The organism is Paraburkholderia edwinii (genome assembly GCF_019428685.1).
GTDB lineage: Bacteria > Pseudomonadota > Gammaproteobacteria > Burkholderiales > Burkholderiaceae > Paraburkholderia > Paraburkholderia edwinii.
In genome coordinates this window covers 1202000-1224982 of record NZ_CP080096.1, presented here as the reverse complement: position 1 = coordinate 1224982, position 22983 = coordinate 1202000, and the positions used below count along the sequence as shown (strand labels likewise).

The window sequence follows — 22983 nt, the reverse complement described above, 5'->3', positions numbered from 1 at the left end:
GGCGGGCGCGTGCCCGCCGTTGCACGGCACATTCAGGCGGCTTACATGTAGCCTTTCGGGAACGGATCCGGCTTGATCGGCGCATCCGATTGCGCGACCACCTTGAACTGGCCGTCGGCCTGGCCCTCGCCGATCAGCGAGCGGCTCCACAGGTGGTGGTTCGCATCGACCTTCGCGTAGCCTTGCGGCGCGTTGTTCAGTTCGATGTTGGGCGACGCGGCCACGACCTTGTCGACGTCGAAGCTGCCGGCGCGCTCGCAAGCGGCCTTCCAGATCCATGGGCCGAGATAGGCCGCCTGCGTGACGTCGCCGATCACCGCGTGCTGGCCATACCTGGCCTTGAAGGCGGCCACGAATTTCTTGTTGTTGTCGTTGGTCAGCGATTCGAAATACTTCATCGACGAGAAGAAGCCCGCGAAGTTTTCGCCGCCGATGCCGAGCACTTCGTCTTCGGTAACCGACAACGTCAGCAGGAACTGCTTCTGCGGCGTGATACCCGCGGCCTTCAGCTGTTTGTAAAACGCCACGTTCGAGCCGCCCACCACGGTCGCGAAAATACAGTCCGGGCGCGCCAGCTTGATCTTGTTCATCAGCGAGTTGAACTCGGTGGTGCCGAGCGGGTAGTACTCTTCGCCGACCACCTTCGCATGCAGATGCTGCTCGATATGGCGGCGCGCGATCTTGTTCGACGTACGCGGCCAGATGTAGTCGGAACCGACGAGGAAGAACGTCTTCGCCTTCTTCGTGTTCGATGCCCAGTCGAGTGCCCACAGAATCTGCTGGGTGGCTTCCTGGCCGGTATAGAACACGTTCTTCGACTGCTCGAGCCCTTCGTAGAAGGTCGGGTAGTACAACAGGCCGTTATCCTTCTCAAATACCGGCAGCACGGCCTTGCGTGAAGCGGAGGTCCAGCAGCCGAACACCGCCGCGACGTGATCGTTTTCGAGCAGCTTCTTCGACTTCTCGGCGAAGGTCGGCCAGTCAGATGCGCCGTCTTCCTGAATGATCTGGATCTTGCGGCCGAGCACCCCGCCCATTGCGTTGATCTGCTCGATGGCAAGGCGTTCGGCCTGCAGCGAACCGGTCTCGGAAATCGCCATCGTGCCGGTAGCCGAGTGCAGCTGCCCGACCGTCACGGTGGTATCGGTCACCGCGAGACCCGTCGTGTTGACCTTCGCGGTCGGCGCCCCTTGCGCGAACGACATGCCCGGCAAACCGAGCGCGGCCAGCGGCGCCGCGGCGAGGCCGCCCAGCAGGCGCCGGCGCAGCGGCGAAGGCGCTTGCGCCGCAGCGGCAGCTGCATCTGCTGCCTCGAATCCGGCTGCGGGGTCTTCGAATCGATCGTCTACGGCCATCGTTGTTCTCCTTGTCTGATCCGCGTCGCGGGATAAAGCGCCGGCAAGCTTCCGGCGCTGCGTGGCCGCAATGTAGGAGGACAAATTCCGCTTCGATATACGTCGATTGACGTATATCCGCCGAAAAAAATGGAACGTAACTTGCTCAATGCATCGACCCGTGTAGTCCGCGCACTAAACTGGATCATCGAATATGGGCCAGACGCACCAGACCGCAGCGCTGCCCGCCACGACACAGCGCATCGTCAAGATCCGGCGCGATTACAACGCATGGGTCGGCGACGAAACACTCGAGGACTACGCGTTACGTTTCACGCCCCGCTCGTTCAGGCGCTGGTCCGAATTCCGCGTGGCCAACACCGCGATCGGCGCCGTGTCGTTTCTCGCGCTGGAGGCGATCGGCGGCGCACTCGTGGTCAATTACGGTTTCGCCAACGCGATCTGTGCGATTGCGGCAGTGTCGGTGCTGATCTTTTTGACGAGCCTGCCGATCAGCTACTATGCAGCGCGCTATGGCGTCGATATGGACCTGCTGACTCGCGGCGCGGGCTTCGGCTATATCGGCTCGACGCTAACGTCGCTGCTGTATGCGAGCTTCACGTTTATCTTTTTCGCGCTCGAGGCGGCGATCATGTCGCTCGCGCTGCAGCTGTACTTTCACATCTCGATCGACATCGCGTATGTGATCAGCTCGCTGGCGGTGATTCCAGTCGTGATGTTCGGCATCACGCTGATCAACCGTTTGCAGAGCTGGACCCAGCCGCTGTGGCTGGTGCTGTTCGTGCTGCCGTATGCGGCGGTGTTATGGCATAGCCCCGGCCTGCTCATCGACTGGACCACTTTCGCCGGTCTCGCGCCGGGCGGTCACGAATTCAGCGTGATCGCCTTCGGGCAGGCGTGCACCGTTGTGTTCGCCTTGATCGTGCAGGTTGGCGAGCAGGTCGACTATCTGCGCTTTCTGCCGCCGCTCGATGCACACAACAGGCGGCGCTGGTGGATCGCGTTGTTGACGGCGGGCCCCGGCTGGATCGTGCCCGGCGCGCTGAAAATGCTCGGCGGCGCATTTCTCGCCTTCGTCGCGATCCAGCACGAAATCGACGTCGGGCATGCGGCGCAGCCCACGCAGATGTATCTGATCGCGTATCACCATCTGCTCGATCCACTCGGACTCGCAGCGTGGGCACTGCCGGCGATGACGCTGTTCGTGATCGTGTCCCAGCTGAAAATCAACGTGACCAACGCCTATGCGGGTTCGCTCGCATGGTCGAATTTTTTCGCACGCCTCACCCACAGCCACCCGGGCCGCGTCGTCTGGCTCGTATTCAACGTGCTGATCGCACTGCTGCTGGTCGAAATGGGCGTGTTCGAAGCGATCGGCAAAGTGCTGTCGCTCTACGCGAACATCGCGATTGCATGGATCGGCGCGGTATTCGCGGATCTGGTCGTCAACAAGCCGCTCGGCTATAGCCCGCGGCATATCGAGTTCAAACGCGCGCACCTGTACGACGTGAATCCGGTCGGGGTCGGCGCGATGCTGATCGCCGCAGTGGTGGCCGCGTTTGCGCACGTCGGCATGCTCGGCGTGCTGGCGCAGGCAATGTCTTCGTATATCGCATTCGGCGTGGCGTTCGTATGCGCACCGGCGATCGCGATCGCGACTCGCGGCCGCTTTTACCTGGCACGCGAAGCGCAAGCGCCCGATGGTCACGAGACACGGCGCTGCGTGATTTGCGAGAACGACTTCGAACCCGACGACACCGCGCATTGCCCCGCCTACGGCGGCACGATCTGCTCGCTGTGCTGCTCGCTCGACTCGCGCTGCAACGACCGCTGCAAACCGCACGCGCGCTTCGGCGCGCAGTTGAACGACGCGATGCACCGTGTTTTTCCGGGCGCGGCGCTCGGGCCGACCACCTTGCGGCTTGCGCGCTACCTGAGCCTGGTCGCGGTCATGCTCGCGCTGCTCGGCGTGGTGCTTTATCTGGTGTGGTCGCAAAGCACCCGTTCTCTCGCGCCATTCGACACGCCCGCGTGGAAGGAACTCGCGCACAGTTATGTGACGATCTTTTTCGCGCTGTCGCTGATCGGCTGCATCGGCGCCTGGTGGCTGGTGCTCGAACGCGAAAACCGGCGCGTCACGCAGGAGGAATCGCAGCGCCAGACCGAATTGCTGATGTTCGAGATCGATGCACACCAGAAAACCGATGCGGCACTCAAACGCGCCACCGAGGCGGCAAAGTCGGCCAACCAGGCGAAAAGCCGCTACGTGACGGGCTTGAGCCACGAGCTGCGCACGCCGCTCAATAGCATCCTCGGCTATGCGCATTTGCTGCTGCAGGCGCGCGACGAAATTCCGGCCGCGCGCCATCATGCGATCCAGACCATCCAGCGCAGCGGCGAACATCTGCTCGCCCTGGTGGACGGCCTATTGGACGTGGCGCGCATCGAAGCCGGCAAACTGCAGCTGAACGTGACCAGAGTGCCGTTGCCGGATTTCATCGAACATCTTGCCGCGATGCTGCGCCCGCAGGCCGCTGAGAAGATGCTGATCTTCGATGTCCAGACCGTAGGCCGCCTCCCGGGCATCGTCCGCTCCGACGAGAAATGCATGCGGCAGATCCTGATCAACCTGATCGGCAACGCGATACGCTTCACGTCGACAGGTTCCGTGACGCTGCGTGTAAGCCATGCGTGGGACACCGTTACCTTTGAAGTGAGCGACACCGGGCCCGGCATCGCGCCTGCCGATATCGAACGGCTTTTCATGCCGTTCGAACGCGGCCATGCCGCGCGCGACCACGACCATGGCGCCGGGCTCGGGCTCACGATCTGCCAGTTGCTGACGCAGGCGCTCGGCGGCAGCCTCGAAGTGGACAGCGCGCCCGGCCGCGGCACGCGTTTCGTCGTCAAGCTGTTCGCGCCGGAAGTGCATGTGGTGCAAGATGCGCCCGCCGTCACCGATGGCATCGGCGGCTATCGCGGCGCACGCCGCACGGTGCTGGTTGTCGACGACCTGCCCGAACAGCGCGCAGTCGTCGCCCAGGTGCTGGCGCCGCTCGGCTTTTCGGTCGCAGAGGCCGGCAGCGGCCCCGATGCGTTGCGCTGGCTCGGCATTCATGCAGCGGATGCGATCATCATGGACATCTCGATGCCCGACATGGATGGCTACGAAACCAGCCGACTGATTCGCGATAGTCAGCTAAGCCGCGCGCCGATCATGCTGCTGTCGGCCAACGCTTTCGCCGACGATCGCGAACGCGCCACCGCGATCGGCTGCGACGACTATCTGGTGAAGCCGCTGCAGGTCGCGTTGCTGCTCGAAAAGCTCGCCCGGCTGCTGCAAATCGAATGGATCGTCACGCACGAAAACACCGCCGCGCCCGCGGGTGCGCCGGAGCCGCCTGCGGTGACACAGGTACGGACCGCGTTACCGCGCGCCTTGCGCGATGCGCTCGACGCGCTGCTCGAAATGGGCTACGTGCAAGGGATCGTCGAACAGCTCGACAAGGCTACGCTGCAGTGGCCGCAGTTGACCGACGAATTTGCATCGCTGCGCGCCCTTGCGCAGCGTTTCGAACTGGCTGAATTCGCACGCCGGCTCGCCCTACTCTCTGACGACTCCGATGGCTGAAGACTACGTTGACCTCGCCGAAGCGGCCACGCTCGACTTCGCCGGCAACCGCAGCGTCGTACTGATCGTCGACGACAAGCCCGACAATCTCGCGCTGCTCTCCACCACGCTGCAGTCGGCCGACTATGCGGTGCTCGTCGCGCTGAACGGCGAAGCGGCGCTGAAGTGCCTCGCGCGCGTGACGCCGGACGTCGTGTTGATGGACGCGGTGATGCCCGTCATGGACGGCTTCGAAACCTGCCGCCGTCTGAAGCTCGATAGCCGTCACGCGCATTTGCCGGTTATCTTCATGACCGCACTGACGCAGACCGAACACGTGGTGCAAGGATTTCGCGTCGGCGGAATCGACTATGTGACGAAGCCCGTCAAGCCGAACGAGGTCTGCGCGCGCATTGCCGCCCATGTGCAGCGCTCGAGAGCGCAGCGCTACGCCGATGCGGTGCTGGGTCTCGAGGCGCGTGCCGCGCTGATCGCGGCTACGGACGGCGCGATCCGCTGGCAGAACCCGCAGGCGTCGCTGCGGTTGAGGCGCTACGACGCAGCGGCGCAAGATGACATATCGGCGGCGCCGGCGAGCCTGCCGCCGCCGCTGCTGCAGTGGTTCACCAGTTGGGTTGCGCGCGGCTGCGACGCGCAGGCGATGTTCGAATGTACAACGCACGGCGTGCGCCGAACCGCCCGCGTGTCCGGCAACCCGGCGCGCGGCGAATGGATGCTGATCCTCGAGGAATTCGACGACGCCGCGCACGCCGCCACGCTCGGCGCACAATTCGGGCTGACCACGCGCGAAGCGGAAGTGCTGCTGTGGCTATCGCGCGGCAAGACCAATCGCGACATCGGCGAGATTCTCAGCATGGCGTCGCGTACCGTGAACAAGCACCTTGAGCATCTGTTCCACAAGCTGCATGTGGAGACGCGCTCGGCTGCGGCCGCGTTGGCGGTGAAGGCCGCGAATCGTGCTTGAGTAGTGAAAGATGACCCGTCGTTATTCGCACCTGTTTGCGATTCGCTGCCCGGCGCATTGAACGGCATCGCAAAGCCCTATCCATTCGTTAATGAAAGGCCCAGAAAAACATTGGGCTTCATGTCTCCGACCGATAAACTACGCGAGGCTGTTGTAGCGACTCATTGAACCTACCCGCGCTTGCGAAATCGTCTTGACCATTGTCATTGGCGTACGTCACTCCTCTATGCCACTCGCGCGAGGCGAGCAAGCAGCGGCATGATTGGACGGGCCGGATACAGGTTCGTCTTGTGCTCTGCCTCGTCCGACGTGTCGCGTGGGCACGGTGATGCATCGCGGACCTATTGTTCTGGTCAGTTTGCCTAACGTAAGTTACGTCAATCTATTTGAATACGTTGTTGCACTGCCCTAAACCCATCAATCAATGCTCAATGCATTTCGGGAGGAACATGGAACTCTACGACGACGTACGCTGGGGCCCGATTCTCGAGGAACCGAAGAATGTGCCGGTGGAGAACATATATCCGAAAGGGGAAGGAGGCTGGTGGCGCGTCCACGGGTACAAGAGTTACGCTGAAATGAATGCCGCGTGGAAGGCAAACATCCGGACTATTAACGACCCTGCAACCAGATGGCCTGTAATTCATAAGCAGGCAATAGAACTAGTGAAGGCGTATTGCGAGGAGACACGCCTGCTCAGCAACGCGGTCAGCAGGAACCAGTTCAAAACAGATAGCAATCAGCAACACTGTGTCGAACTCATGCTCAGTGCACGAAACTACCTTCTAACAAGGATCAGATCTGCCACGAACGTAGCTGAACTGCTGGCGGCCAGGGAGCAATACGGGGCATCGAATGCGTACAACTCTGCGTATATATATCAATCGGCCTTAGATGCCTACCTCAAGTGGGATGGGGCAATCAAGGAGAAGGAAGCTTCAGAGTTGAGTGAAATGAAGATTCATACCTACAAGTCCCGGGCGAACGCAGAATTGCGGACCCTGGCGCTAAAGACCGCGCCGATTAATGACGCTTCTGGCAAGCCGATCTGTCACATGCTCTCTGTCGCAATCGATCTAACTGATGGCACACTGGAATCGGGACGCGCGGGACATAAGAGGAAAGGAAGCGATCTGGAGGCCGCTTTCGGTTTCAGCCTCCCGCCCGTCGCAGCGAATGCCAACGCAACTGAAAACCCGTACAACTGCGCGGAGCTTGATGCATTGTATAAACTTAAAGCGAAGAAACCAGCTGTTAAAATGGCCGACGTTTTCTTTATATCCATGATGCCGGGGGGCAGCATGGTTATTCCCCCATGTGTAAACTGTCAACGCTGGATTGCTAAGCAAGGCGCAAGTGCTTCAAAGTTCGATTCCAAATAAAATCTCGCGCGTCTTGCGATAGACGCGTTTGCCATCGCCAAGCGGATGGTGCGGTGCGGTCGGGAATCTGCGGGCTTCGCTTAATTTTTCCAGAACGATGCCGTTAACCAATCACGCGTTATCCATCGTTCAGCCAGGTTTCTTCATCGAGCCTCAAACAGGAGACAAATAATTGTCGCGCGACAATTCGCAGGTGCTCAGGTGACGAAGTCCTTTGAATCGTTTAGCATGCCGCAGGGAAAGCTGGCCAGTTGGCTGGTCTACCCCGGAAGGGACACGCCGCTCGCCATTCGTGCGGCGCTCGTTTCGACGCTATTCGGCACCTTGCCGATTTTCCTCGGCGGCGTGTTCAACACCATCGCCGTTGCCGCGGCGCTCGCGTATCGTCATCCGAGTCCGCTATTCCTGTTCTGGTTATTCTCGGAAATCGCGGTTTGTCTGGCGCGTCTGGTCCTGCTAGTACTTTCGCATCGGCGCGCAGAACAGGGCAAGCCCACGCCGACCGATCTATATATTCTTCTGGCGCCGCTATGGGGCGCGACCGTCGGCTACGGCGCGCTGATCAGTGCGACCAGCGGCGACTGGGTAGCCGCCACGCTGTCCTTTCTTTCCGCTGCCGCCATGGTAGGCGGCATCTGTTTTAGAAACTTCGCCGCGCCGCGCCTCGTCGCCATCATGATCTTCCTGTCGCTCGGCCCATGCTGCATTGGCGCTGTGCTATCGGGCGAACCGGTGCTGCTGCTCACACTCGTTCAGATCCCGTTTTATCTGTTCGCAATGAGCGTCGCCGCGAAAAAGCTCAACGTGATGCTGATATCGACGATGGAGGCCGAGCGCGAAAACGACCGCCGCGCACGCCACGATGGGCTGACGGGATTGCTTAACCGCGCGGGACTTTTCCACGCGGTAACTTATGAGCTCTCCGAGGCGACGCATAAAGGGGCCGGCGCACCGGTTTTCTACCTCGACCTCGATGGCTTTAAAGCGGTCAACGACGCTTATGGACACGAGTGCGGCGACAAGCTGCTCATCCAGGTCGCGGCAAGACTTCGTCACCTGGCTGGGCCCAATGCGCTCGTTGCCCGCATGGGAGGCGACGAGTTCGTGATTGTCGATCAACCGCCCTATGCAGCTGAGCCGCGCGCGTTTGCGAATAGCGTGATCGCCGAGATCGAGAAGCCCTTCCATCTGACCGACGACGTCACGGTCCGAATTGGCGCGAGCATCGGTATCGCGACGGTGACAGGCGACGGCAGCGCGATAGACACGGTGCTGGAATCGGCAGACGTCGCGATGTATGAGGCCAAGCGCAACAAGAAGAAGCGAGAGCTGGCCACTTAGGCGGGTTCGTCCGCCGGTCGGCTTTAGTTAGCCTCGACACAGGCGACAAGCTCTACCAGCTATACCGATATCCAACCTGCGCAAACACGGTGCGCCGATACTCGCCGCTGAAGTTGTGCGCGTATTTCACGTTCGCATAGCCTTCCGAACTCTTGCCGAAGCTGCCCGTCATGCCGACGCCGAGGTCGTACCAGGTCTTGCCGAGTTCGTTGTCGAACGACGTGCCTCCCACCGTTGTTTGTCCTGGCGAGAAAAAGTCGTGCAATACGTCCGCGGTGAAATAAGGCGTGAGAGTGGAGGTCTTCGAATCGTTGCTCAGGTTTGCCCTAAAGATCCTGAAACCGATGCGGCCGCGTAGCCCGTTCGTCGTGTTCGAGCTGATGTCCGAGATGCCGTCGTCGAAGTGGTTCAGGTGCAGGTATTGATAGAGCAGTTGCGCTTGCGGCTCGATCGCCACGCCGGTCGAGCCAAGCGCGAACGGCTTGCCCACTTCCCCAGAAACACCTGCGCCGAAACCGTTCTGGCTGCCGCTGTCGCCGAAGATGTCGCCGTAGCGGTTCTGGTAATGCGTCAGTTGCCCGACGCCATCGAAATAACTACCGTCGGGCAGGTACTTCGTCCAGTAGCCGCCAATCGATTGCGCCTGCGTTTCGACGCTGCCTGTGCCATCGGGTAATCCCGCAAAACTTCGCACGCTGTCGGCGAACGTCGCGGACGTCGACCCGAAGCTCACGGTTGCGCCCGCATGCGTGCTGCCGCCGTTGGCGTTGCGCGATAGCGTCCAGTCCTTGCCGAACTCCGCGAAGAACGTGCGCTCGTCGGCCGAGAAGCGGTCGCCGGTATCGGCATCGACGTTCTGTCCGCCGATACGCCCCCACACGCCGTTGCTGTGCGCGGGCTGCGCCGCCTCGAGACTCGCGATATCGCCGACGCGCTCATGCAGGCGGCCGAGCATCGCATAGCCATAGTCGGCGTTGAGCAGCGGCGTGACCGTATAGCCGACCACGGCCGGGCGATAGGCAACCGGGCCGCTGCCGGCAGCGGAAGTAGCCGGCGGCGCTGTCGAGCCCGTGGAGCCGCCGGTATCGCCGGTATCGGGCGTGGTCTGCTGTGCGAGTTGCGAGCGCAGGTACCAGTCGTTCGCGTCCGTCGCACCACCCTGGAACAGCATGTATTGGAACGCGCCAGCCTGAATGGGTCCGGCCAGATGGAAGCTGTTGGCAGCCGATGTGCCGTTGACCTGCACAAGCTGAATGCCATCACCGACCGTCGCTGCACCTGAACCCGACTGATTGACCTTGATCGCCGTCGCGCCGCTAGCGTTACCGCCCACAACGAGCCTGTCGCTCTGCGACGCGGCGCCGCCTTCGTTCAGCACCGTGTTCAACACAACCTGGCCGTTCGTACCCGTGTAATTGCCGGCCACGTTCAGCACGTTGCCGGCCTTGCCCGTCGACGACGCAAGATTAACGATGCCCGCATTACTCAGATCGCCGCCGATGCTGAACGTGCCCGCGTTGCTCGCGGCGAACGCAGCCAGCGCATTGCCCGCTGCGATCGTTCCACTGTTGTTCACCGATCCCGACACGGTGCCGTAGCCGCCAAGCGTTGCACCCGCGGTGATCGTCGTAAGGCCTGAGCCGATGCTGGCGTTGGCGTGAGCCGCATCGCCGACGGCGAGCGTGCCCGCCAGCACGTTCGTGCCGCCCGAGTACGTGTTTGCAGCGGTGATAATCGTCGTGCCCGTGCCAACCTGATTCACCGAACCTGTTCCGGTAACGAGATTGTCGAAGCTGAACGCATCGCGGCGATCGAACGCGAGCGTGCCGTTATCGGTCACGCCGCCGACGATACTGCCGCTAGTCCCACCATTGCCGATCTGCAGCGTGCCTTGCTGGATCGACCACGGCGTAGCGGTCGTGCCGGTACCCGTCAATGCCCACGTACTCGCGCCGGTCTTCTGGAAAGCGTTGAAGTTCTGGTACTGCGCGGCCGAGCCGATCGACGAAACGTCGAAGACATCGTTTGCGTCGCCGCCCAGAATGAACGTGTTCGAGGTTGACGCTGCGTTTGCAACAACGTTGCCCGAGATCGTCGACCCGGCTTGCACTTCGAGCGTGAGCGCAACGGTCGCACCACCGGTCAGCTGAATCGCGCTGGCACTGCCGCTGCCAGCTTGTACAGTGCCGCTGTTGATGAGCGTAAAAGATGCATTCCCGGAGACAGCCGCAACACCGTTTCCGCCTACGAGCGTGCCCGTGTTCACAATAGGCAAAGCGCCCGCCCGGGCGAAGACTGCATTGCCGCCCACGCCGCCCGTTCCGCCGCGAATCGTGCCATGGTTGATCAGCGTTCCAGCTCCCGGTGCGTAAGTAACGCCGCTGCCACCCACGTCTAATGCGCTCGTGCCGTTGGAATTCCCTCCCTGAATCAGGCCATTATTGGTTAACGTGCCGCCGAGTCTGATCTGGGCACCACTACCCGCGACCCCGGAAACCGTAGCACTTCCACCGGTCATCGTTCCGTTGTTCACCACGTTTGCGGATGTCACGACAACGGCTACTCCCCCACTTCCGCCCCCAGCGACTGAGGCACCGCCGGTAATCGACCCGTTATTGGTCGCTGAAGTGCTGGCGGAAATCCCGTTGAACTGAATTGCTCCGCTTGTAATCCCATTGTCGGCGACTAGCGTCCCTTCGATGGTGACCGGACCTGACCATACGGTTCCTCCCGTTAGCATGAAATTCTGCGTATCGAGCGTCATGGCCCGCGTAGCCGGCGGCAGCGTAGCGGTAACAGTGAAACTGCTGCCCATCCGGATGGTCGAGCCATCGGAACCGGTCGGCCCGTTGATCGTGTTAATCGCGTCGATCAGCTCCTGCTGACTATTCACCGTGATATCCAGCGCCATCGCCGGAAGCGGTAACGTTCCGGCGATAGCCAGCGTTAGAGCAGAAAGTGCGAACTGAGCTTGACGACGTTGCGAGAGTTGAAGCCGACGCGCGCATTTTTTCATTTTCATTCTCTGACGTAATCGGTACCGCGCGCACGGTAGCAGAAAGGTTCACGCCAGGATTCTGAACAATTGTGAACTGAGGCGACGCAACAACGGTTGCGGCAAGAAGCAGGCAGGGGACTTGGCGCAAGACTAAAGTATTGCCCCTTCAAAGCAACCTTAAAGCACCTTCAAAGCAGATCCGACCGCAACTCCCTCACGCCCCTCCCCAGCCGTTGACGCAACAACGCACGCAACGTCGCCCCATCGCCGTACCCCACTTCAGCCGCGATCGTTTCAACATCGAGTCCGCTACTGCGAATCAACGATTGCGCGTGCTCCACGCGCAGATCCTGGAAATACGCAAGCGGCGACTTGCCCAACACTTCCTGGCAACGCCGCTGCAACGAGCGCGAACTCGTCGCAAGCGCACTCGCGGCTGCCTGCAACGAAAACCCCGTCTTCAGATTTTCGCGTGACCACTGCTCGAATCGCTTGATCAGCGGATCGGCCTGCGCGAGATGATTGGGGATGATGTACGCGGCCTGCGACGAACGGATATCCGCAAGCAGATAACGCGAAACCAGTGTTGCAAGCTCGGGGCTCACGGTGCGTATCAGCCACAGTGCGAGATCGAGATGCCCCATCGCCGCGCCCGCCGTCACACCGATATCGGTCGGCACAAGCATGCGGGATTCATCGAGGCTCACGGCCGGATAGCGTTGCCTGAAGAATGGCGCAAGCGACCAGTTGGTCGTCGCTTCGCGGCCATCGAGGAGCCCCGCATCCGCAACCAGAAAGGTGGCAATACATGAAGCGGCCACGCGAACGCCTTTCGCACGCCATTCGACCAGCTGCGCTTTGGCGTCGGTCACATCGGGCCGTTCGAGCGAAGCCAGCACCTCATCCGGCGACGGTGTGACGAGCGCCGGAACGATCACCCAATCGGGCTTTCGCTTCGACTCCGTCACCGCTTTGACCGGGATCGGGAAACCGTGATTCGAACGCACTCTCCTGCGCACACCCACCACCGATACCTCGAAGCGCGGTGTGCCCCCCATCGCGCGCGCGGAGATCTTGTTCGCCACCCCGAACGCGTCGAGCGTGCACGAAAGGCCTGTATCGAATAATCCATCGAGTGCGAGCACGGAAATACGCATGGCGTAAATGCCTCCAAAGTTGTCGTTTATGACTGTACCAGCCGATCGGTGCGATGACTACACTCGTCCTCGTTGTCCATCGCAATCAACACACCTTCGACACTCCGTCGATACGTAACCAAGGAGATTCCTGTGAAAGTTCTCGCCATCGGATCGATCGTCAAACCCGTCACGCCCGAACAACGTCAACAGATCATGCCGCGCGAAGTGCCCGCCACGCTTCAGCTTTATCTCGACGGCAAGATCGAGCAGTACTGGTATCGCCAGGATGCGCCCGGCGTGGTCTTCCTGATGGACGTCGACTCGGTCGACGACGCGAAGGCCACCGTGAATGCACTGCCGCTCGTGGCCGACGGCTTCGCGCAATACCAGCTGATGCCGATCGGCCCGCTCGCCCCGCTGGGCATGCTGATCCAGGGCAAGTAATTAGCACGATCCGGCTATAGATTAGACGCGTCATCTGTTGCACGCTCATCGAAATCGGGCACGCAGAAAGGAGTGGAAAGTGGATCGGCGACTTTTAGTTTTAGCACTCGGCATGTTCGCACTCGGCACCGACAGCTTCGTCGTGGCCGGCGTGCTACCCGAGATCGCGCGCAGCTTCGACGTCAGCATCGGGGCTGCGGGACAGATGACGACGCTCTATTCCATCACGTATGCGGTGCTCGCACCGGTGATCGCGACGTTTGCCGCGCATATTCCGCGCAAGCGTCTGCTGCTCGTCGGCCTTGCCGTATTTGTCGTTGCCAACCTCGGTACGGCGTTCGCGCCGAGCTTCGGCTTTGCGCTTGCCACACGCGCCCTGGCCGGTTTCGGCGCGGCCGTCTATTCGCCGACCGCAACGGGCTCCGCACCGATGATCGTTGCCCCCGACCGCAGAGGTTTCGCCATTGCTGTCGTACTGACCGGCTTGACCATTTCGACCGCGCTCGGCTCGCCTGCCGGCACGATCATCGCGGGCCTCGGCAACTGGCACTGGACCATGATGTTCGTCGCGGCGCTCGCCGCGCTGGCAGGCCTCGGCGTCATGGCGTTCCTGTCGCATATTCCGATGCTGCCCCCCGTGTCGTTCGCCAAACGGCTCAAGCCGCTCACCGACGCACGCGTGAGCCTAACGCTTCTAAGCTCGCTGTTGTTCTTTAGCGGCGTATTCATCGTCTACACGTATTTCGCCGTGGTTTTCGATCGCGCCATCGATGGAAATTCGATGCTCCTCGGTGCCATGCTCGTGATGTGGGGCCTTGCCGGCGTGGTATCGAACCTGCTCGCCGGCCGGCTGAGCGACCGCATCGGCTCGCGCGCCGTGCTCGTGACGATGCTGGCAGTCGTCACCGCGAACTTCATTTTTCTGAAGTGGACGAGCGCGAGCCTCTGGACTGCGATCCCGGCCGTCGTCGTGTGGGGAACCTTCGGATGGGGCGTGCTCGTGCCTCAGCAGCACCGGCTCGTGACGATCGCTCCGGCGGCTGCGCCCATTCTGCTGGGTCTGAATAACTCCGCGACGTTCTTCGGCGCGACGGCGGGCAGCCTTCTCGGCGCCGCGCGAATCCCGATGTTTGGCGGCCACGCATTGGGGTACGCTGGCGCGGTACTCGTCGCCGCTTCACTGATCGGTTCCGAATTCGCGGCACGCAAGATTCTCGCCGCGAACCGGCAAAGCGCTTCGGGCGAAAGCCCGGCAACCCTCCATACCGATTCGCCCAAACAGGTGAAGGTTTAACCGAGGCCTGGCGTACACCTAACAGCAGGAGCAAGACATGATCGATTCAGTAAAAGTTGAACAGCACTATGGGCAGGCAAGCCTGATCGACCGCCTGCGCAACGCGCTCAAAGCGGACGGGCTCGACGAGAAAGCGCTCCGACCCGAAGACCTTGCGCCGCTGGACCAGTTTCACTCGCGCGGACTGCAGGCGACGGTAGAACTCGCGCAAGCCCTGAACCTCGGCGAGGCGACCCATGTGATCGATATCGGTTCGGGATTGGGCGGACCATCCCGATACCTGGCCACGAAGTACGGTTGCCGCGTCTCCGGAATCGACCTTAGCCAGGCCTATGTCGACGCCGCACGATTCCTCGCCGAGCGAACCGGATTGGCCGATCGCGTCAATTACACGTGTGCGAATGCGCTATCGCTTCCTTTCGAATCCGAAGCATTCGACGTAGCGTGGACGCAGCATGTCGCCATGAACATCGCAGACCGCGCGACGCTATATCGCGAAGCCTTTCGCGTCTTGCGGCCGGGCGGCCGCTTCGCGATCTTCGATGTGGTCGCCGCATCGGGCGAGCCTTTGCACTATCCGCTTCCGTGGGCGGCCACACCGGAGACGAGTTTTCTCGTCACGGCAGACCGCATGCAAAGCCTTCTGCTCGAACAGACCTTCAATGTCGTCTCATGGACCGACTGCACCGAGGCGGCCATCCAATGGTTTGCCGAAGTACAGAAAGCGCGTGCCTCGATGTCAGGTATGCCCGCGCTCACGCTGGGTCTTCATCTCGTGATGGGGCCGGGATTCCCTGAGATGACGAAGAACCTCGCCCGCAATCTGCGCGAGGGACGAGCGGCGTTAATACAGGCGATTGTTGCTAAGCCTTGAAGCGGCTTTAGCGTCTGGCTCAGGCGCGCGGCCGTCAAACTATGCCGCGCGCACGCTCACCCGCGCACTCACCTGTTAGGGCAACTGCGCAGCCGACACACCTGCCGGCAGCACCGCCCCATCGCGCACATACAGCGGCAGCTTGTCGATCGCCGGCACAAAGCTGCGCGTTTGCGGACCGACGATCGTTTCGCCGGTCCAGAAGTCGTGCCACGTGCCGGCCGGGAAATAGACCTTGCGCACGCCGATCCCCTGACTCGCGAGCGCTGAGGTTGCCGGCGCGACGAGCAGATCGGGACCGAACAGATACTCGTCGTCCGCGGCCACCGCCGATGCGTCGTTCGGGAATGCGAACGGCAGCGGCTGCACGATCGGCGTGCCGTCGGCAATATTCTGGCGCGCCGCCGCGGCGATATAAGGCACGAGCCGGTCGTGCAGCGTCGCATAGCGGCGATAGACGGTGACCGCATTGTCGCTGACCCACCATGGCGCAACCGGCGTCTGCATCACCGGCGATAGCGCGCCGAGTTCGGTCCACAGCATATAGGTGCCTTCAGTCGGCGTCAGCAGCGGATTGCTCGCGCCGGCCTCGCCGGCGTTCTGGCGGCCGCCCGCGTAGCCGCCGATATCGCCGCCCGTAAACGAAAACCCGCTCATCGCCTGCGATTCAAGACCGCGCAGCGCCTGCGTAAGTCCGCCCTCGCCCGGCGCGCTCTGATTGTCGGCTTCCCAATGCCCGGCCCAGCGCATCGAACCGTTCCAGCCGCCACGCGCGAGAATCGTGAAGTCGCCGTTCGGGCGCTCGGCCTTGAACGCATCGAAAATCGCCTTGTGATAAGCGTCGATATACGCATTGTGATTGAGCGAGTTCGGCAAGCCGTTGTGCCACACCGAGGTATCGGACAGATCCTCTTCGCCGCGATCGACCTTCACGCCATCCACACCTCGCCGCACGAGCGCACGCAAGCTATCGCGCCACGACGCATAGGCGTCAGGGTTCGTGAAGTCAGCGTGCACGTTGAGGCCGCGCGGCGGAAAGTACGTCGCTTCGTTGTTATCGGGCCGCGTGCCGGTAATCGTGAAGCCCTGCGCCGCGGCAGTGGTTAGAAACGTGCCGTCGTAGTAGGGCGAAAGCCACACCATCAACCGCACATTTTGCGCATGCAGTTGTGCGATCAACCCATCAGGGTCCGCGAAACGCGTGGGATCGAAATTGAAGCTGCCCTTGCCCGCGTCCCACGGATTATCGAGCCACACCGCGCCGAGCGGAATATTGCGGCTACTCATGCCGTCGACGAGCGCGTTCACCGAAGCCGTGCTCGTGTCGCCGTCCTGCCAGACCATCGGCCGCCACATCCAGTCGGGCGGCGTCCATTGCGGCCGGCCAACGCGCGCCGTGTAGGCCGATAACATCTGTTTCGGCGTGCCACGGTAATAGACAAGATCAAGCGCGCTATTCTCGATGGTGGCGCGCACCGCGTCCGGACGCTCGTCGCTCTTCGCAAAGACAATTTCACCGCGCGCATCGGAATCGATCGCCGCCCCCGAACCCGACGGCGACCAGAAGAACGATGCTGCGATTTCATTGGTCGATGTCTGCCGGTTCGAACCCGGGCCGTGGCTGATCCAGAGCGGCAGCGCGGTGCCGCGCATGTTCACCGACGAGAAACGCTGGCCGCCGCCGAAATACGTTTGCGTGCTCGGGCTTTGCCATGCAGTCGACACCGCGGCGACGCCGGTCGCGGCCGGCGCATAGTGCAGCTTAACGGTGCCGTCGCCGGGATACGTCAGCGTGAGCGTTGCCCCAAGACCGTCGTCGGTCGTCATGCTCACGGTCGCCGTATTGCCGATTGCCTGCACCGCGCTCACGCCGGTCGCGAAATGCCATTGCGTGCCGGTCAGATAGGCGAACGGCCGATAGGTGACTTGCGGCAAGCCCGGGTACGCTTCATCGATGCCGTTCTGACGATCGTTGAATATCGCGAAGTCCGGATTGACCTGTTGTGTCTGCGCGCCCGGCGTCGCGTCTTCGAACAGCACATTGCCGCTCGTATCGGCCCAGCGCGTGTGCCAGTCCGCACGGTCAAAGGTGAAAAGCGTGGCGCCGTCGCTCACCGAAATCTGGCTGTCGCTTTGCGTGACCGCTAAAGCGTTGGGCGAACCCGTTGCATTGCCCGCATTGCCATTCCCTGACGCATCACTTGAGTCATCGGAATTGCCGCAAGCGCTCAATGCGCACAGCGCGCCTAATACCAACGTATATATCTTTATCTTGTTCATAGCAACGCTCCGTTCATCCACCGTGCCTTGGCGATCAGGCGGCTCATGCTAGTGGGCCTAAATTTCAGCTACATGACGGTGCTTATCAAGATGCGTTCGCAATGCAGAGCATTCGCCAATAAGAAAAGACACGGCCTGATTCAAGGCGCCATTTTTCTTAAGCACGACAAGCAATTCTTTGCGATTTTTTTCTTTGACGATGCTGTCATGCACATGACATTTCGCCAGGCGCTAATGCCGGACCAGTACGTTTGCATGATGCAACGGCATTCACACCAAGCACTAAGCCCAAGGCAATCGCCTGGCGCTTTAGCGCATTGCGTTTGCGCTCGCTTTGTCTTTTACCTTTTTTGTTCTGGACTCGTCCGCCATGATGAATCGCCGCGAATTCCTCAAATGGAGCAGCTTCATGACCGTGTCGGTTGCGAGCGCAACCGTGCTGACCGCATGCGGTGGAGGCGATAGCACGAGCAGCAGCGGCGATGCGTCGAATGCCGGCAGCGTCCCGCGCTCGTTCTCGCTTGGCGTCGCATCGGGCGATCCGAAACCGGACAGCGTTGTGCTATGGACGCGCGTGGATGGCGGCGACGGCGTTGCACCGATCAACGTGTCGTTGCAGGTCGCACTCGATCCGGACTTCAAATCGCTGGTACTCGACACGACCGTGAGCGCCGAGGCGCAATGGGACTACACGTTGCGCCATAAGGTAACGGGCCTTGCGGCGAACACCATCTACTACTATCGCTTCGCCGCCGGCACCGCCATGAGCACGGCCGGCCGCACATGGACCGCGCCGGCCGCCGGACAATCGCTTGCGCAATTGCGCTTCGCGTATCTGTGCAGCCAGGACTGGAGCGCCAACCACTGGGCTGCATTCGATACGCTGCAAAACGAAGACCTCGATTTTGTCGTGCACGTCGGCAACTATGTGTACGAGCAGCTGAATCGCCCTAACGTCATCACGCCGCCACGCGACCCGCAGCATGGCGATTTCGTCTTGCCCGACGGCACGAAACTCGCGGATGGCTCGATTTACGCGACGTCGCTGGCCGACTACCGGATGCTCTACAAGACGTATCGTTCCGATGCGCGTCTGCAGCGCGTGCATGCGCGCTGGCCCGTGATCGCGACATGGGGCGACCACGAATTCTCGAACGACGCGTGGCAGGATCACCAGACCTACACCACCGACGACTCGACACCGCAAACCGCGCGGCGACGCAACGCGAATCAGGCATGGTTCGAATTTATGCCCGCGGACGTGCCCTTCGATCAGGGCAACCCGTCGTTCCAGAACATCCAGGTCTATCGCGCGTTTTCGTTCGGCGACCTGGCGACCTTCGTGATGACCGACGAGCGGCTCTATCGCGCGGACCACGAAATCACCGAGCAAAGCGCGGGAGGCGCGATCGGCAGCCGCTATGTGGTCGGCAAGAGTTTGGTGGACAGCGCCGAAGCCGCGCGTCTCGCGTCGGCGGCCAACGCGCTGACACCCGTGTCGATGCTCGGCGACACGCAGCGCCAGTGGTGGCAAAACCAGATGAGCAGCGCGACCACTGCGTGGAAACTATGGGGCAACGAAGTGCCGTTGCTGCGCATGCAGACGAACGGCTTCAATACCGTGGTCGATGCGGTGACGCAGGCCGTGATCAGCACGGACTCGAGTTTGCCGCCGCTCGAATCGATTTTCCATGCGGCCATTCAGGGTGATCTGACCGATGCGGTCACGCAGAATCTGCGCCCCGCGCCATTTTCGCGCGTACATCAGCTCGGTCAGCAAGGCGGCTTCGACGAGGCCGATATTCAGGCGACGATCGCGGCGCTGAACCAGATGCTGCCGCCCTACTCGCTCATGACCCTGCTGCTGCTCAACGCCGACATGTGGGATGGCTATAACGCGGAACGCAAGAGCCTGATGCAGTTTCTCGCGAACGGCGGGATTCGCAACGTGGTCTCGTTAAGCGGCAATATCGGCGCGTTTATGGCCGGCCCCGTGATGGACGACTTCGACGCTACGACACCGCAACCCGTTATGGTCGATCTCGTGACTGCGGGCATTTCGGGCACGTCGCTGACCACGCAATACGAGGAGTTTCTGAACGGCACGGCGCAAACGCAGGCGTGGGTCGATGCGCTGCTATCGGGCAGCGGCCTCGCGCCGTTCAGCGATTCGCTAAAGACGAACAACTCGTGGCTCAGTTATGTCGACCCCGATGCGCAAGGCTATGCCGTCGTCACGCTAACGCCGGCGACGCTAAGCTGCACATTCACGAAGATGAACCCGATTACCGGCGGGCAAGTGCCGGCGGTGAACAATGCAATTGCCGGCACGCAGGTGGTGGTGGTCAATGCGAATACGCCTGCGGTGACTGTTGCGACCGCATAGGCATAGGCGGCGCGCCAAGTGCCGCCAAGCGCTGCCAAGCACTAAAGCACAAGAAAATAAAGCACAATAAATTTGAATGATTGGGCCGCGAGCGCGGTCAGTTTGCAATGCCTGGAATTAGCCGGCATCGAATAAAACGGGCAGCGCCGCCCGCCTTAGAATTCGACGCCGATCTCGTGCAGATAGGGTATCGACGGCGCCGCGCCGGCACGTGTCACACACGTAGCCGCGGCCGCCTGAGCGAATGCAACGGCGCGCGGCCCCGACGCGCCCGCGACGATAGCCGTCGCAAACGCGCCGGCAAACGTATCGCCGGCACCGGTCGTGTCGAGCGCAGTCACGGCGGCAGCCGGAAAGAATTCGACCTGCGCGCCGCCTTCGTCGGCGAAATACGCGACCACACCGCGCGCGCCGAGCGTGACAAGCACATGAGGGGCGCCGGCGTCGTGCAGCGACCGTGCGATTTTGATTGCGTCGTTGATCGAATCGAGCGGACGCCCAGCGAGCGTCGCCGCTTCCACTTCGTTTACAACGAGGTAGTCGACCTGCCGAAGCAGTCGCGCAGGCAGCGGACTTTGCACAGGAGAAGCATTGAAGAGAACGGGAATATCGAAGCGCTCGGCGATCGACAGTACGCTTTCGACCGTCTCGAGCGGAACGGTCAGGTCGCACACGATCATCCGCGCGACCGTGAGCATCTGAAGATTCCGGGCCACGAGCTCCGGCGTCAGATCGCCGTTGCTGCCCTGCACCGTGACGATCGAATTGTTGCCGGCCTCGTCGACCACGACCATCGCGATGCCGCTAGCGGCGTGTTCGCTGACGGCGACGCCCGAGCAATCGATTCCCTCGGCCTCGAGACTCGCCATGAGCCGCGCGCCAAATTCATCGTTGCCGACGCAGGCAATCAGCGCGACGTGCGCGCCAAGCCGCGCCGCCGCAATCGCCTGATTGCCGCCCTTGCCGCCGGGCGCCACGAGGAAGCGGCTCCCTTGCAGGGTTTCGCCCGGTTGCGGGAAGCGCGGCACGTACGTCGCGAGATCCATGTTCACGCTCCCGACGACAACAATGCGCGGCAACGGATCGTCTCTCATCTGGTTCGTTCAAAAGATCGCTGATCGGCTTCGCGGTCAAGCCGGCACGCCCACCGCCGGTTCACAGCCGCGGGCCCCATCGCACTGATGCGAAGGATAACGCTTTCCTGAACGAAATGATCCTGCGGGACGCCCGGCAGGCAGCCAGGGCTTACCCGCCGGCAGTTTCAGACGCCATTCAGGCGATATTTCAGGCGATATTCAGGCAATCACCTGAAGCAGGATGTCGTCGCCGTCCCGCGACGCGCGAATGCCGCGCAGGTCATGCACGCGAACGGTCTCGCCGAGCCCCGCCGCCGTCGATGCATAGCCGACGGCCACCACTTTTGCGCCCGCCGCGATGCCGGCCTCGATGCCGGCCGGCGCGTCTTCGAACACCACGCTAAAGCGCGCGTCGAATTCCATGCGCCGCGCCGCGAGTTCGAACCCGTCCGGCGCCGGCTTGCCGCGCGCGACGTCTTCGGCGCTGATCAGCAGCTGCGGCGCCGGCAAACCGGCGGCCGCGAGGCGTCTTTGCGCAAGCGCCCGGTCCGCCGAGGTCACGACGGCCCAGCGATTGGGCTGCAACGCGCGCAGCAGGTCGCCCGCGCCCGGAATCTCGACGATGCCTTCGGTGTCTTCGTATTCGCGCTGCATCAGCGCGACCGTGTCCGCTTCGACGTCGGTGCCGGCAGGCGCGAGTGCCCACAGCGTGTCGATGGTGCGCCGCCCTTGCGCTTCGCGAATCACAAGCGACGGGTCGAGCCCATAGCGGTTCGCCCACTCCGTGTACGCGCGGTGCATCGGCGCACGGGAATCGAGCAAGGTGCCGTCCATATCGAACAGCACACATTTACAGCGCAGAAAGTCCAATTGTCGATGCATTGAGTCGTGTCTTCGAAAATATCAGGGGGCTTCGGTGGGGCTTCGGTGGACCCTCGGTAGGCCCTCAGTGTGCCATGCGGAGTGCGCAACATCAGCCGGCGATCAGTAATTCAATGCCGGCCTTGTCGGCAGCCTGGCGCGCAGCCTGCGGCAACTCGTTATCGCAGACCCAGATCGATACGCGCTCGAACGGCACGATCGAGACGAAACCGCGTTGCCCCCACTTCGTGCTGTCCGCAATCGCGCATACGTCGCGGCTGCGCTCGATGGCCGCGTGCTTGAGCTGCGTTTCGAGCTGGTTCGCATTGGTCCAGCCGGCTTCGAGGTCGATGCCGCGCGCACCCATGAAAAACAGGTCGAAATGCAGTTGTCCGACTTGCGCCAGAGCCACCGGCCCGACCGTTGCCAGACCGTTGCGATACAGCTCGCCGCCGATCAGATGCACATCGTACGCGGGATGCCCGGCCAGTTCCATCGCCAGATTGACGCCGTGCGTGACGATCGACAGCTGGTTCACATCGGGCAGTCCTTCGCGAATGCGGCGCGCGAGTTCCATGGCCGTCGTGCCGGAGTCGAGGTAGACCACCATGCCGTTACGGATCAGCGCCGCGGCCTGTTGCCCGATGCGCTGCTTCTGCGTTTGCCCCTCGCGGGCGCGCAACGGGTAGTCGATTTCGGAATCGACGAGCACGGCGCCGCCGTGCACGCGCCGCAGCCGGCCCTGCTCTTCGAGCACCTGCAGATCGCGGCGCACCGTCATGGGCGACAACGAGAATTGCTGGGCGAGATCGGTGACCCGGCACTGACCGCCTTTGGCAAGCGCGTCGAGAATCAGCTCCCGACGGTGGTCGGCCAGTACGCTATCCGTGGTGATTTTCTCAGGCGTGGGCATCGAATCCGGGTCCGAAATGCGGCCACGAAAACGCATGCCGCGCAG

Annotated in this window: 15 protein-coding genes; 8 read left to right on the top strand and 7 right to left on the bottom strand. The window is 62.0% G+C overall.

All coding sequences use genetic code 11. The features are described from left to right. Positions 1-41: 41 nt before the first annotated feature. The gene (urtA, locus tag KZJ38_RS27205) at positions 42-1355 is read right to left on the bottom strand and encodes an urea ABC transporter substrate-binding protein (protein ID WP_425518418.1); all 1314 of its coding nucleotides are present in this window, start codon (positions 1353-1355) and stop codon (positions 42-44) included. 193 nt (positions 1356-1548) lie between these two features. Between urtA and KZJ38_RS27200 the strand changes: the two genes are divergently transcribed. From KZJ38_RS27200 to KZJ38_RS36950, 4 genes are all read left to right on the top strand, one after another. Continuing rightward, positions 1549-4986: a hybrid sensor histidine kinase/response regulator gene (locus KZJ38_RS27200; RefSeq protein WP_219803064.1), complete on the top strand. Its 3438-nt coding sequence runs from the start codon at positions 1549-1551 to the stop codon at positions 4984-4986. Further along, positions 4979-5950 carry a response regulator gene (locus KZJ38_RS27195; protein ID WP_219803063.1) on the top strand — a complete coding sequence of 324 codons (972 nt, stop codon included), beginning with the start codon at positions 4979-4981 and terminating at the stop codon, positions 5948-5950. The genes KZJ38_RS27200 and KZJ38_RS27195 overlap by 8 nt, the downstream gene beginning before the upstream one ends. Positions 5951-6399: 449 nt before the next feature. Further along, a complete protein-coding gene (locus KZJ38_RS27190; RefSeq protein ID WP_219803062.1) occupies positions 6400-7332 on the top strand; it encodes a hypothetical protein in 933 nt (310 codons plus the stop codon). A gap of 201 nt (positions 7333-7533) precedes the next feature. Continuing rightward, positions 7534-8673: a diguanylate cyclase domain-containing protein gene (locus KZJ38_RS36950; RefSeq protein ID WP_425518417.1), complete on the top strand. Its 1140-nt coding sequence runs from the start codon at positions 7534-7536 to the stop codon at positions 8671-8673. A 52-nt stretch (positions 8674-8725) separates the two neighbouring features. On the opposite strand, the gene KZJ38_RS27180 is transcribed toward KZJ38_RS36950, so the two are convergent. Continuing rightward, the gene (locus KZJ38_RS27180) at positions 8726-11584 is read right to left on the bottom strand and encodes an autotransporter family protein (protein ID WP_219803061.1); all 2859 of its coding nucleotides are present in this window, start codon (positions 11582-11584) and stop codon (positions 8726-8728) included. 275 nt (positions 11585-11859) lie between these two features. Continuing rightward, positions 11860-12828 (bottom strand): GlxA family transcriptional regulator, encoded by a 969-nt coding sequence (locus KZJ38_RS27175; RefSeq protein ID WP_219803060.1) that lies wholly within the window; start codon positions 12826-12828, stop codon positions 11860-11862. 132 nt (positions 12829-12960) lie between these two features. Here KZJ38_RS27175 and KZJ38_RS27170 point away from each other — a divergent pair, with 132 nt between their 5' ends. The 3 genes from KZJ38_RS27170 (at position 12961) to KZJ38_RS27160 (ending at position 15422) form a co-directional block, all read left to right on the top strand. After that, entirely contained in the window at positions 12961-13254 is a 294-nt protein-coding gene (locus KZJ38_RS27170; protein ID WP_219803059.1) for a hypothetical protein, read from the top strand. 79 nt (positions 13255-13333) lie between these two features. Then, positions 13334-14548, top strand: a complete 1215-nt coding sequence (locus tag KZJ38_RS27165; RefSeq protein ID WP_219803058.1) for an MFS transporter — start codon at positions 13334-13336, stop codon at positions 14546-14548. 37 nt (positions 14549-14585) lie between these two features. Further along, positions 14586-15422: a class I SAM-dependent methyltransferase gene (locus KZJ38_RS27160; RefSeq protein WP_219803057.1), complete on the top strand. Its 837-nt coding sequence runs from the start codon at positions 14586-14588 to the stop codon at positions 15420-15422. A gap of 75 nt (positions 15423-15497) precedes the next feature. Here KZJ38_RS27160 and KZJ38_RS27155 read toward each other — a convergent pair whose 3' ends face one another. Continuing rightward, a complete protein-coding gene (locus tag KZJ38_RS27155) occupies positions 15498-17702 on the bottom strand; it encodes a glycoside hydrolase family 31 protein (protein WP_219803056.1) in 2205 nt (734 codons plus the stop codon). Between the two features lie 370 nt (positions 17703-18072). Here KZJ38_RS27155 and KZJ38_RS27150 point away from each other — a divergent pair, with 370 nt between their 5' ends. Then, the gene (locus KZJ38_RS27150) at positions 18073-20088 is read left to right on the top strand and encodes an alkaline phosphatase D family protein (protein ID WP_343223885.1); all 2016 of its coding nucleotides are present in this window, start codon (positions 18073-18075) and stop codon (positions 20086-20088) included. Positions 20089-20243: 155 nt separating this feature from the next. Here the strand turns inward: KZJ38_RS27150 and KZJ38_RS27145 are convergent, their stop codons facing one another. From KZJ38_RS27145 to KZJ38_RS27135, 3 genes are all read right to left on the bottom strand, one after another. Beyond that, the gene (locus tag KZJ38_RS27145) at positions 20244-21134 is read right to left on the bottom strand and encodes a ribokinase (RefSeq protein WP_246642032.1); all 891 of its coding nucleotides are present in this window, start codon (positions 21132-21134) and stop codon (positions 20244-20246) included. A 249-nt stretch (positions 21135-21383) separates the two neighbouring features. Beyond that, on the bottom strand, positions 21384-22046 hold the full coding sequence (locus KZJ38_RS27140) for an HAD-IA family hydrolase (protein WP_219803054.1): 663 nt from the start codon (positions 22044-22046) through the stop codon (positions 21384-21386). 91 nt (positions 22047-22137) lie between these two features. Beyond that, positions 22138-22938, bottom strand: a complete 801-nt coding sequence (locus KZJ38_RS27135; RefSeq protein WP_219803053.1) for a DeoR/GlpR family DNA-binding transcription regulator — start codon at positions 22936-22938, stop codon at positions 22138-22140. Positions 22939-22983: the final 45 nt, after the last annotated feature.

Bases quoted from the DNA above. Each gene is read 5' to 3' on its own strand.
- KZJ38_RS27150 (WP_343223885.1), top strand. From the start codon at position 18,073: ATGATGAATCGCCGCGAATTCCTCAAATGGAGCAGCTTCATGACCGTG.
- KZJ38_RS27190 (WP_219803062.1), top strand. From the start codon at position 6,400: ATGGAACTCTACGACGACGTACGCTGGGGCCCGATTCTCGAGGAACCG.
- KZJ38_RS27145 (WP_246642032.1), bottom strand. From the start codon at position 21,134: ATGGATCTCGCGACGTACGTGCCGCGCTTCCCGCAACCGGGCGAAACC.
- KZJ38_RS27135 (WP_219803053.1), bottom strand. From the start codon at position 22,938: ATGCCCACGCCTGAGAAAATCACCACGGATAGCGTACTGGCCGACCAC.
- KZJ38_RS27200 (WP_219803064.1), top strand. From the start codon at position 1,549: ATGGGCCAGACGCACCAGACCGCAGCGCTGCCCGCCACGACACAGCGC.
- KZJ38_RS27180 (WP_219803061.1), bottom strand. From the start codon at position 11,584: ATGGCGCTGGATATCACGGTGAATAGTCAGCAGGAGCTGATCGACGCG.
- KZJ38_RS27160 (WP_219803057.1), top strand. From the start codon at position 14,586: ATGATCGATTCAGTAAAAGTTGAACAGCACTATGGGCAGGCAAGCCTG.
- urtA (WP_425518418.1), bottom strand. From the start codon at position 1,355: ATGGCCGTAGACGATCGATTCGAAGACCCCGCAGCCGGATTCGAGGCA.
- KZJ38_RS27175 (WP_219803060.1), bottom strand. From the start codon at position 12,828: ATGCGTATTTCCGTGCTCGCACTCGATGGATTATTCGATACAGGCCTT.
- KZJ38_RS27140 (WP_219803054.1), bottom strand. From the start codon at position 22,046: ATGCATCGACAATTGGACTTTCTGCGCTGTAAATGTGTGCTGTTCGAT.
- KZJ38_RS27195 (WP_219803063.1), top strand. From the start codon at position 4,979: ATGGCTGAAGACTACGTTGACCTCGCCGAAGCGGCCACGCTCGACTTC.
- KZJ38_RS27155 (WP_219803056.1), bottom strand. From the start codon at position 17,702: ATGAACAAGATAAAGATATATACGTTGGTATTAGGCGCGCTGTGCGCA.